This is a genomic window from Bacillus sp. JJ1503, from assembly GCF_036965125.1.
Classification (GTDB): domain Bacteria; phylum Bacillota; class Bacilli; order Bacillales; family Cytobacillaceae; genus Cytobacillus.
On record NZ_JBALOZ010000354.1, the window covers coordinates 610 to 10,233 of the forward strand.

Annotated in this window: 10 protein-coding genes and 1 pseudogene; 2 read left to right on the forward strand and 9 right to left on the reverse strand. The window is 37.9% G+C overall.

The genetic code is table 11. From position 1 onward, the window contains the following. The 3 genes and pseudogenes from V7149_RS22480 to V7149_RS22490 all read right to left on the reverse strand — a co-directional run. Nucleotides 1–876 (reverse strand): purine-cytosine permease family protein (locus V7149_RS22480; RefSeq protein ID WP_335347812.1); only part of this gene is annotated, 876 nt, incomplete at its 3' end. A 96-nt stretch (nucleotides 877–972) separates the two neighbouring features. Then, nucleotides 973–1,587, reverse strand: a pseudogene (locus V7149_RS22485) (CaiB/BaiF CoA transferase family protein); the annotation flags it as partial. Between the two features lie 236 nt (nucleotides 1,588–1,823). Continuing rightward, nucleotides 1,824–3,695, reverse strand: a complete 1,872-nt coding sequence (locus V7149_RS22490; protein ID WP_335347818.1) for a terpene cyclase/mutase family protein — start codon at nucleotides 3,693–3,695, stop codon at nucleotides 1,824–1,826. 172 nt (nucleotides 3,696–3,867) lie between these two features. Here V7149_RS22490 and V7149_RS22495 point away from each other — a divergent pair, with 172 nt between their 5' ends. Together V7149_RS22495 and V7149_RS22500 are read left to right on the forward strand one after the other, a co-directional pair. Further along, nucleotides 3,868–4,920, forward strand: coding sequence for a DUF2515 domain-containing protein (locus V7149_RS22495; RefSeq protein ID WP_438824144.1), 1,053 nt, complete (start codon nucleotides 3,868–3,870; stop codon nucleotides 4,918–4,920). 4 nt (nucleotides 4,921–4,924) lie between these two features. Continuing rightward, a complete protein-coding gene (locus tag V7149_RS22500; RefSeq protein WP_335347820.1) occupies nucleotides 4,925–5,308 on the forward strand; it encodes a CBO0543 family protein in 384 nt (127 codons plus the stop codon). A gap of 56 nt (nucleotides 5,309–5,364) precedes the next feature. Here the strand turns inward: V7149_RS22500 and V7149_RS22505 are convergent, their stop codons facing one another. The 6 genes from V7149_RS22505 to V7149_RS22530 form a co-directional block, all read right to left on the reverse strand. Beyond that, nucleotides 5,365–5,694: a rhodanese-like domain-containing protein gene (locus V7149_RS22505; protein ID WP_335347813.1), complete on the reverse strand. Its 330-nt coding sequence runs from the start codon at nucleotides 5,692–5,694 to the stop codon at nucleotides 5,365–5,367. Nucleotides 5,695–5,736: 42 nt separating this feature from the next. Beyond that, nucleotides 5,737–6,696 (reverse strand): threonine ammonia-lyase, encoded by a 960-nt coding sequence (locus V7149_RS22510; protein ID WP_335347814.1) that lies wholly within the window; start codon nucleotides 6,694–6,696, stop codon nucleotides 5,737–5,739. Between the two features lie 14 nt (nucleotides 6,697–6,710). Next, complete coding sequence (locus V7149_RS22515) at nucleotides 6,711–7,169, reverse strand: RidA family protein (RefSeq protein ID WP_335347821.1); 459 nt, start codon at nucleotides 7,167–7,169, stop codon at nucleotides 6,711–6,713. A 112-nt stretch (nucleotides 7,170–7,281) separates the two neighbouring features. Beyond that, nucleotides 7,282–8,073: an ABC transporter permease gene (locus V7149_RS22520; RefSeq protein WP_335347815.1), complete on the reverse strand. Its 792-nt coding sequence runs from the start codon at nucleotides 8,071–8,073 to the stop codon at nucleotides 7,282–7,284. Between the two features lie 3 nt (nucleotides 8,074–8,076). After that, nucleotides 8,077–8,850: an ABC transporter ATP-binding protein gene (locus V7149_RS22525; RefSeq protein ID WP_335347816.1), complete on the reverse strand. Its 774-nt coding sequence runs from the start codon at nucleotides 8,848–8,850 to the stop codon at nucleotides 8,077–8,079. A 4-nt stretch (nucleotides 8,851–8,854) separates the two neighbouring features. Continuing rightward, on the reverse strand, nucleotides 8,855–9,624 hold a 770-nt coding region (locus tag V7149_RS22530; protein WP_335347817.1), incomplete at its 5' end, for an ABC transporter substrate-binding protein.

Here is a 9,624-nt window from a genome sequence, read left to right on the forward strand (position 1 = left end):
ACCTAAAATTTGAACAAAATAAATTCCTGGATTCACTTCCGCCATTCGAACTCCAAACCATATTCCAATGATTCCCATGAGTAAAAAACAAACGAGTTGAGGTATAAATCCGACAGCAAATACACCAATTTTAAATTCTTCTTTTTTAATAAACCGTGCATAGTCTGATACGAGTAGAGCCATAATTCCGACTAAACCATTCATAATTCCAATACATGCAAGCAAGGCAGCCCCGCCTACTTCGGACCCCTCTGGTAAATAAGTCCATACATTTCCAGCAATTTTTGGAGTTATCTTAAAGGCAAGAAAGAAGCCAGCACCTAGTAATATAATAAAAATTGGCAATGACCATTTTTGCAGTTTATCCAACTGTTTAATTCCAAACCAATTGAGAGGCACAACAAGTAACCCAAAGATAACCATGAGCAACCATGCTGGAATACTTGGCAAATATTCATGTACTGCAAATGCCATAATGGCTCCCTCAATTGCACAGTACATGATAAAGTTTAAAGCATAAATGAGGGAGGTTATGGATGCCCCGATATAGCCAAAACCCCCGCCTCTTGCCAATAAATTAACATTTAATCCTGATTTAGCAGCATAATAACATATTCCAATACCTAAAGCACCAGCTACAACTGTTGCATATATTTCCGCTAACAGTGCATTGACAGCCCCAAAGCTAACTGCCATTAGGCTTCCCATTTGCATGAAAATCATTGCTGTTGCGACTCCGAGAGTTACATTGGTAATACTTTTCCAACCCATTGTCCTGCCTTCTAATGGAACCTTTTCTAAAGCAAAATCATCCTTCTTTTCTTCTTTAATACGGCCATCGTCAATCACAGTATTCGGTTTAGAAATCTCAGCCATGAATCCAACTCCTTATCATTTTAATTTATGATCAAAGGACAAGGGCGGTTAGCCCCTGTTCTTTAATGCTAGTTCCAATAAGCTAGTGAACGCTTAAATGAGATAATTACTTGCTACATTTGCAAGAGAGCTAACAGCGGTATCCAAAAGGGACATATCAATTTTTTGCCCTAGTCCTGATTTCTCCCTTTCATATAACGCCGCTTCGAAGGAAATGGCTGAATATAATCCTGTAAGAATGTCCACCATTGCCACTCCAATTTTTATGGGACCACTATCCTTGTAACCAGTGATACTAATGAGCCCGCTCAATCCCTGAATAATATAATCATAACCAGGTAAGTGACGGTCAGGTCCTGTTTCACCAAAACCAGTTATGGAACAGTAAACCAATCTTGGATTTATTGATTGCATAGATTCATAATCAAGCATCCATTTTTCCATAGAACCTGTTTTAAAGTTGTGAATAAGAACATCTGCCTCTTTAGCTAACTTTCGAATGATTGCCCTTCCTTCTTCTGTTTTGAGATTTACAGTTATGCTCCGTTTATTGCGATTTGCACATAAATAATATGTACTCACCTCCATTTGAAATGGCGGTCCTCAACTCCTTGTTTCATCACGAAGGTCTGCCAAAATCATCGTACAGTAAGGACCAGCAACAACTCTTGTTAAATCTAAAACTTTTATACCTTCTAGTGCAGCATTCAAGTAAACCACCCCTGGCAAATAAAGTCTTAAAAATACAAAAGCCAGCCCTTTCACATGAATGTGTTTAAGGACTGGCAAAATGATCCATTAGAACCTTCCGGCAAAGGATGGACGTGGAATCTTATCAGTCAATTTATTGAATTTACTAGATTCTTCTCTTCCTTTTGCTGATTAGGCAAATAGGGTGAAGAAATTATGTTTATCTTAACTTAATTTTCAGAATCTTTCAACACCCTTTAAAAATATTTTTTCTTATAATGTGCTAAAGTCAGCAGCGAAAATATATAGCGATAGCTATGGTAGTGAATATAAAAGTCACCTGCCAATCCTTGGCCCTTTGGGTATTCAGTTGTCCAGTCATCTTTATTAAGGTTATTTAAAATAAACTGTATCCCAGAATTTATTTCTTTAGTTGGCTGTTCATATACCGAAATTAGTGCATCCACCGCCCAAGCAGTATGCGTTAAAGTACTAATATTTAAAGGTATATACCTTTTCTCACTATCACTATTACAAGACTCTCCCCAGCCGCCATCTGGATTTTGGATTTGCTGCAACCAGTTGATCGCTTTTATAATAGTCCGATTTCCGGGTAAAACACCAGCTGCTCTTAGCCCTGTTACGGCGCCCCACGTCCCGTAAATATAACAGATCCCCCATCTTCCATACCAAGAACCATCCTTTTCTTGGCTTGTAGTTAGCCAGTTTATTCCCTTTTGGATTGCAGAATAATTCTTTGCTAGATTTGTATAGTTTCCGAGAAATTCAAGTGTTCTCCCAGTCAAATCTGCAGAAGAAGGGTCAGCCAAAATATACTCAGTCTTTTCAATTGGCAATAACTGCAGTAACTTACTATTTGTATTTTTTTCAAAAGCAGGCCAGCCCCCATCGTTGTTTTGCATGGATATTACCCATGAAACCCCTCTTTCCCATGATTGACGGTAACTCGGATTCGTTATGACACTTCTTGCAATCGATCTTAAAGAAGAAGTAGTATCATCAACATCTGGGTGGATCGTATTCATATCAGCAAAACCCCAGCCTCCTGGAAATGCATTTGGATTATTTACGACCCAGTCTCCATATTTATATTGCTGTTTTTTCAGCAAATAATGGTTTGCTCTTCTCACCATTGCGTCTTTATCAGAAACGCCTGTCTCCTGCAAAGCATAATTGATTAATGAAGTATTCCACACGGTTGCGGTAGTGTATTGCATATGGGGAAGTCCTTTAATTTCACACTTCATAGTCAATAATCCACTTATTGCCTTTGTAATTAAGGAATCTTTTTTTGGAACTCCAAGGGATAAAAAAGCAAAAATCATTAGAAATGTAGAACTAAAATATCCATAAAGGGTTCCATCCGGCTCAATACGATCAAGCATAAATTGTTTCGTCTGTACTGTTGCCTGTTTATGAATTTGGCTTGGCAATCCTATTAAACTTTTAATCCCTTTTTCAATGGTTGAGAAAATAGAACGCCATTCATCCCATTCACCTTCAAACTCAGATCCTCTCTGAATGATTAAATCTGATAAATCGGGACTCAAGCTGGATTTAAGCTGAAACTTTCGATCTGCAAGAATCATGATTGGGGCAAGATTTACCTTTCCGTAATCGGAAAAACTGTAGAAATTTACTGGGAATGATAGCGGAAGCAGAATCATTTCCAATGGAACGGGAAAGAACCTTGGCCATTTCATTTGTCCAGTTATTGCCAGCATGATTTTTGTAAACATATGTGCTTTCCCAATGCCGCCTTTTTTCAAAATAAAGCTTTTGGCTGCTTTCAATCTATTGTCCTTTTTCTCATAGTATCCGGATATAAGCAACGCATAGTAAGCCTCTATAGTTGCACTGAGATTTCCATCGCCCTCATCATAAAATAGCTTCCAAGCCCCGTTCTCTTCTTGCCTGCTTAATATCCTCTTCGTCAAATCCAAAATTAACTTTTCATCATTTATTTCTAATGTCCTTAATAAGATAATCATATAGCAATCTGTGGAAATGCCTGTTTCAAATGGATAATCCCAAGTTCCATCGGGTTTTTGGTCTTTCCTTAGTATCTCTATAAGTTCATTAATTCCATCCAAAATGGCATTATTCATCAATCTCATTCATCTCCTCGTAATATGAGTCTTACAGATACATATTCAAAACAGAACCGGAGAATTCTTTGAGAAGGTGATTATCATCTTATTAAAAATATTTAAACAAAACAAACCGCAACTTTCCGAAACGCTTATTCATATAAAGAAAGATTTAAAGAAAAAAAGCGGGATGCCTAATTCGAAAGCTGAGCTCTCCCTCGAAGAAAAGTCCATTATTCAGAAAATTAATGATCGGACAAGACTATTAAATAAAAACAATATCACCCGAACGAAAGCTTATTTAGATTTCTATAACCGGTTTCCAGAGATTCACTGGGCCTTTCTCGGGCATATGGTATCGCGAAATGGCGGCTGGAATATGACGGATCTAAAAGGCAGCTTCCTGAAAAGACTGCTTTCAAGAAAAGAAGCAGATTCTTTTTTTTCCTTTTTAGAACGAGGAAATTGGCTGATTTTTCAAGATGCTTACCCGCAATTTTTAGTCTATGAAGAAAGTCTAAAGAGGGGAAGAAATTTATTTCACCTTTTGCCTCATTTAAATATATCCTCGTTCATGGAAACTATTTGGAATCATTTTTTGTATAATCATGATCCATATATTCTTACTATGGCCCTAGTTGTTAATGAACAAAGCTATCTTGAAGAAAGGGTGCTCAAACATCCCGCTTATAAAAAGAATGTCTTTGAGACATTAGAATTTATGCTGCAGGATTTCCTTTCGATGAACCATATTCTTTTTCCATTTATGGAAAATGGGAAACTGAAACTTGTTGGGCAGACGCTACACCAATTTGAAAGCTTGCATGAACGGATCCTTTTAGGAAAGAGACTGTATGCCGTTTTATTCAGTCATAAAGAACGGCATATATTTGTGAAGAATTGGGCGAATGAACATCCACATACAGGTTCCCGAAAGATTTACTGGCCGCACATATTTAATGNNGAAGGGGCCCCTGGAACGTTGCTGAAACCTAGTATTAAATCTTGCCAACTCGCCCCTGGTGCATCTAAATTTTATAGTCCGAGGCTAGAATTTGCATGGAAAAATAGAGTGCATCCGCCAGCTGAACCGGGGGACTGGTTTAAAGATTGGAAGGTCATTCAATACTTGGCCGAAACAAATGAAAAATTTGATGGGGAGATTGAAAATGACTATTGCAAAACACTTGAAAGGCTCGAACTTGCAGCAATTACAAAAAAGGCCATTTTTCTTCGAGATTAAAAAAATGGTCCCTGCTATACTTCTTGCTTCATTAATAGGAACTTATCTTGATCTTTTTTTTGTTGGCATAGGTATGTATTCTTTTCCAAAAAGATTTCTGCCGGATGTTTTTTCTATTAATATTGTGTTTACTCTAATCGGATTGCCTTTGTTCATTGTCTTTTTTTTATTTATGATGAATAGGATCAATGTCTGGAAAAAAGCGGGTTTTATTATAGTTTTAAGCTTATTAATGGCATGCGTAGAAAAGCTTGCGGAGGAAATCGGATTTTTTATCCATAAAGATTCTTGGAAGCACTGGTTTTCTTTTTGCGGATATATCATTTTTCTTATTTGTGTTTATTTATTTAATCGAATAAGCATTTTATCAGATTCACGAAAAAAATAATCAAAAACAAGAAGCAGCCAAATTTACAACTGACTGCTTCTTAATGTTACGACATATTAATCATTTAATTCCTTCAAAGCTGTTACACCGCCAGATAGCAGAGTAACATTAAAGCCTTTCTCTGATAATATGTCAGCACATTTTCTTGCCGAATTTCCAGTCGTACAAGTAACAATGATCTCTTCGTTTTTGGGCAAGGATGAAATCACGCCCAAATCATCTTCGTTTAAAGAAAAAATGTTCGATTTTTCAATGTTTAAACTACGTACATTTTCATTATCAATATGGTAGGTATTGTATTTATCAGTAGATCTTACATCCAGAATAATAACTTCTTCATTCTTTGTGAGTTTTTCAGCAAGTTCTGATGCTGTAATTGTTTTCATTTCATTAAAGCCACCTTAAATGTTATTTATACAAATATCGTATCACATTTGCGTATCGATGATAAAATTTGGAATTTTTCCCAGGTCAACATTTCCGCCTGAAATTACTGTAACGATCTTTTTTTCTTGGAATGGCAATTTATTAAACATAGCTGCTGCTACTGTTGTAGCACTTGAAGGTTCGATTAATTGTTTCATTCTTTCCATCACAAAGCTAAAGGCCCTGCGGATTTCATCTTCACTGACGAGAACGATATCATCCAAATACTTCATTAGTATAGGGAAAGTGAGATCTCCAGGCTGATTCGTTCTTAAACCATCAGCAATCGTATTCGTCCCAGGAATGGAGGTAATCTGTTTCTTTTCAAAGGAAAGATATGTATCGTTAGCCAAGGCAGGTTCTACTCCGATTACTTTTATTTTGGGATTACTTTCCTTTATAGCTGTTAAAATGCCCGAAATTAGACCGCCGCCGCCAATTGGAACAATAATTGCATCGACATCGTGGATTTGGTCTAATAATTCTAATCCAATTGTTCCTTGCCCAGCCATAATATAAGGATCATCATAAGGAGGAATATAGATCCCGTTCTCTTGTGCTGCTATTTCCTTCGCTCGCGGTAATCGCTCAGCTGAAGTTGTGCCGCATTTTTCAATACGGCCATTGTAACCTTTTATAGCGTTTTCTTTACAAAAGCTTATATCTTCAGGGACGACAATTGTCGCCGGAACTCCGTATTGGTTCGCAATATAGGCTACTGCCTGCCCATGATTTCCAGAAGAAGCTGCGGTCACATATTTTGCCCCATCTTGAACGGCTTGAATCACTTTATTGGCAGCCCCTCTAATTTTAAAGGAACCTGTTTTTTGTAAATGCTCTGACTTCAAATAGATTTGTTTGCCACAAACCTTCGATAATTGATCTGATTTCAATATCGGTGTGACATAAGTAATATCTTTAATTCTCTCTCTTGCCGCTTGTACATCAGTTAATGAAATCATCGTTCTCTCCCTTCCTACTCCCTTATGGCAATGATAAAGTCAATCTCAATGGGAGTATTGCTTGGAAGCTCGGCTACCCCAATGGCCGTTCTTGCGTGGCGCCCTCTTTCATCGAAAATTTTCACTAGTAGTTCAGAAGCAGCGTCTAAAACATTTGGCTGCTGTGAAAATTCAGGGGCCGATTGCACATAACCAGTTACCTTTAAAACCTGCTCCACCTTATCAAGACTCCCAATAGCTTCTTTTAAGCAGCTTAATGCCTTTAACACACAAATTTCTGCTAATTCACGCGCTTGTTCAATCGTTACCACTTCACCTACCTTGCCTTTATAAGGGATATTCCCGTTCACCCGGGGCACTTGGCCGCTAATATACGCAACATGATTGTGGATCACAATAGGTACATAGCTATAAAGTGGAGGGACTGCCTCGGGTAATGTTAAACCAAGCTCTTGTAATCGTTGTTCAATCATCACTATTTCTAAACCCCTTTTATCTTATATGTTGCTTATATTATCATTCTGTAATGTCTAGAAAAATCCCTTTAAAAAAGGACAATTCCTGTGTAAGGAATTGTCCCAGATTCTATTTCCACGGAATAAGCTTTCTTTCCAGCCACTGAAGCACCCGATTAAAAAGCAGTCCTAAAAACGAAAGTAATAAAACGCCCACCATTAATTTATTGGTGATCATAAGGTTCCCGTAATGCAGCACCATTGCGCCAATTCCATATTGTGCAGCAATCATTTCAGCAGATACCAATAGCAAAAGAGCTGTACCGGCTGCTAATTTAAGACCAGCAAAAATAGTCGGAAGTGCACCAGGCAATATGACCTTCCGAATCACATTAAAATGATTCGAACCAAATGTGACCGCTGCTTTTATTAATATTTGATCCACACTTTTTACACCAGAAAAGGTGTTAATGAGGACTGGAAAAAATACACCTAGCGCAATAATAGCGACCTTTGGCAATTCCCCAATTCCGAACCATAAAATAATAAGCGGGAGTAAAGCAATTTTTGGAATCGGATAAATTGAATACACGATTGGTGTAAAGATCGCGTCAGCCCATTTTGAAAAGCCAAGAATGAGACCAATAATAATACCTAAAGTGGCACCAAGAAGGTAGCCCCAACCAATTCGGTATAAACTTGCTAATAGGTTTTTCATAAGCTCCCCGCTGCTAATCAATTCCCATCCGGCTGTTACAATGGCTGTTGGTGCCGGTAAGAAAAGCGGAGGAACGATGTTCATACGGCAAACAAGCTCCCATATGAGCAAAAGTCCTGTAATTCCTAAAACGGATGCATAGGTTGGAATTTTCCGTTCCAGAAACCCAACCCGATTTTTGATGATTTGTTTATTTTCACTCATTTTCTACGCCTCCTTCAATGCTTCCTGAGCATCATGGCGTATTAAATTCCAAATATCTGTGGAATATTGTTCAAATTGGCTACGATACTTTTCTTCATCTCGGCCCATCTTTGGTAAATCAATATGAATAATGCTTTTGATTTTGCCGGGATGGCGGGACAACACGATAACCCGGTCAGCTAAGTATACTGCCTCCTGAATGTTATGTGTAACATAAAGCGTACTTAATTTAGTGCGATTCCAAATCGTTAAAAGCTCTTCTTGCATGATCGTTCTAGTTTGTGCATCTAATGCAGAAAATGGTTCATCCATGAGAAGGAGGTCAGGTTCTACAGAAAGGGCACGGGCAATTCCTGCACGCTGCTTCATTCCCCCTGAAAGCTGCTTAGGATAAGCACCTTCAAAACCTGTTAATCCTACCATATCAATATAGTATTTCCCTTTTTCTTCTCTTTCCTTTTTACTGACTCCCTTTTCTTCAAGTCCGTAAACGACATTTTGAAAAACGGTACGCCATGGAAATAATGCAATTTCCTGAAAGACGATTCCTAAATTGGGCTCCCTTCCTTCAGTGCCTTCAAAATATACTTGTCCTTCACTTGGCGACATTAATCCTCCCACAATATTAAGCAAGGTAGATTTTCCGCAGCCACTCGGACCAACGAGAACGACAAATTCTTGATTTTCGATGGAAAAATTAATGTTTTCAAGAGCCGTTACTTCTCTTTTTTTGGAATCAGCAAATTTCTTACTGACGTTTTCTACGACTATTCTCATGATGTTATTCCCCTAGTTCTTTTAGTGCTTCCTCTAACAATTGTGTGTTGACGATTTCTTTGCTATCTATAGCTTTGTCGATAAGTTTCTCTTTTGCATACCAATCAATTTGTGTTTGAATGTCAGATTCAAGTAATTTACCGTCACGATCCATATATGGCAGCCCTTTTTTGATAAGCTCAGGATCTTGGTCCGTATACTTGGCAATGATATTTATAACTTCATCATAGTTTTCCCCTAGTACAGTTTCTCCGTCCTTTTTCACTAAAACGGCATCATAGTAGTATCGGGATGCTTTGATATAAGCTTTAAAGAATCTTTTTGCTGCATCTTTATTATCTGCAAATGCTGGTGAGAAGAAAATTCCTGAAGTTTGATAATCGATTTCTTCACCAATTTGAGAAATGACTTTTCCATATCCTTCTTGTACGACAGTTGAAATATTAGGCTCATTTAAAATAACAGCATCCACCTGCTTGCTATTTAAAGCTTCCATTAGACCCTTAATACTGTTGAGTGGTACTAATTGAACGTCAGCAATGTTTAAGCCATGATTTTCTAATACTCTACCTGCCATATAATGGAATGTGGAGCCTGTTTGAGTAATCCCGATTTTCTTTCCTTTTAAGTCTTCAATCGTTGCTGCACTAGAATCATTCGGTACAAGCAGGGCAGATGAAGAGTAGCCTTTCTGCTCTCGGCCTTTATCAGCAACAATCCATAATTTCTGTCCGCCAGCAACCATATTATATAGACTCGCAGTAATTCCAGTAG